This is a genomic window from Vibrio sp. OPT18 (genome assembly GCF_015163615.1).
Classification (GTDB): Bacteria; Pseudomonadota; Gammaproteobacteria; order Enterobacterales; family Vibrionaceae; genus Vibrio; species Vibrio coralliirubri.
Window position 1 is genome coordinate 1 of record NZ_JADDYK010000094.1, and the last position, 828, is coordinate 828.

Consider the following 828-nt stretch of genomic DNA (forward strand, 5'->3'; position numbering starts at 1 on the left):
TATATCCTTAAGAAGGCCAGTGTGAAGCTTCCTGTCATACGACTATGCCAATGGTTGGGCGTTTCTAAAGCGGGTTATTACAAGTGGCTAACAAGGAAACCATCGAAGCGAGAGACAGACAATGAGTCTTTAAGTCACTACTTGAGGAGAGAAAGCAAAGCTCAGTATTGTATTCCAGGCTATCGAAAGCTTTGGGAAGCAGCGGTCGCTAACGGCTTTATTTGTAATAAAAAGCGAGTACAGAGGCTTCTGCAGAATATGGGCTATCGCTCTTGCGCGAGCAAGAAGCGATATGGACGAGCACCAAGACAAAATACGCTTATACCTGCCTATAACATTCTTGCCCGTCAATTTAAGGTGGATAAACCCGATCGAGTTTGGGTGTCAGATATAACTCAGGTGCGCTGTACTGATGGTTGGCAATACCTGTGCGTCGTCTTAGATTTGTTTTCACGCAAAGTGATTGGTTGGTCGACAAGTCGCATTAATAACGCAAAGTTAGTGCTAAGAAGCCTGAATAAGGCTTGGAAACAAAGGCAGCCCTTAGGTCACGAGCTTTTGTTTCACTCCGATCAAGGTATACAGTATCGAGCGTTGGAGACGATCCGTTGGCACCGTAAACGAAAGATTAAAGTCAGCATGTCGAGAAAAGGAAACTGTTGGGACAACGCTTGTTCCGAAAGCTTCTTTGCGCAATATAAGAAAGAGTGGATGAACAACTTAGATCAGCTTTCACGACAAGAAATGACGATGCAGAGTCGAATTTATATCGATACCTATTATAATCCAGTAAGAAGACATGGGACTCTAGGTGGAGTGAGTCCCATG

Annotated in this window: 1 protein-coding gene; it reads left to right on the plus strand. The window is 44.2% G+C overall.

Going from position 1 to position 828, the window contains the following annotated elements:
- Nucleotides 1-21: 21 nt before the first annotated feature.
- Nucleotides 22-828 (plus strand): IS3 family transposase (locus tag IQQ51_RS23655; protein WP_193842271.1); only part of this gene is annotated, 807 nt, incomplete at its 3' end.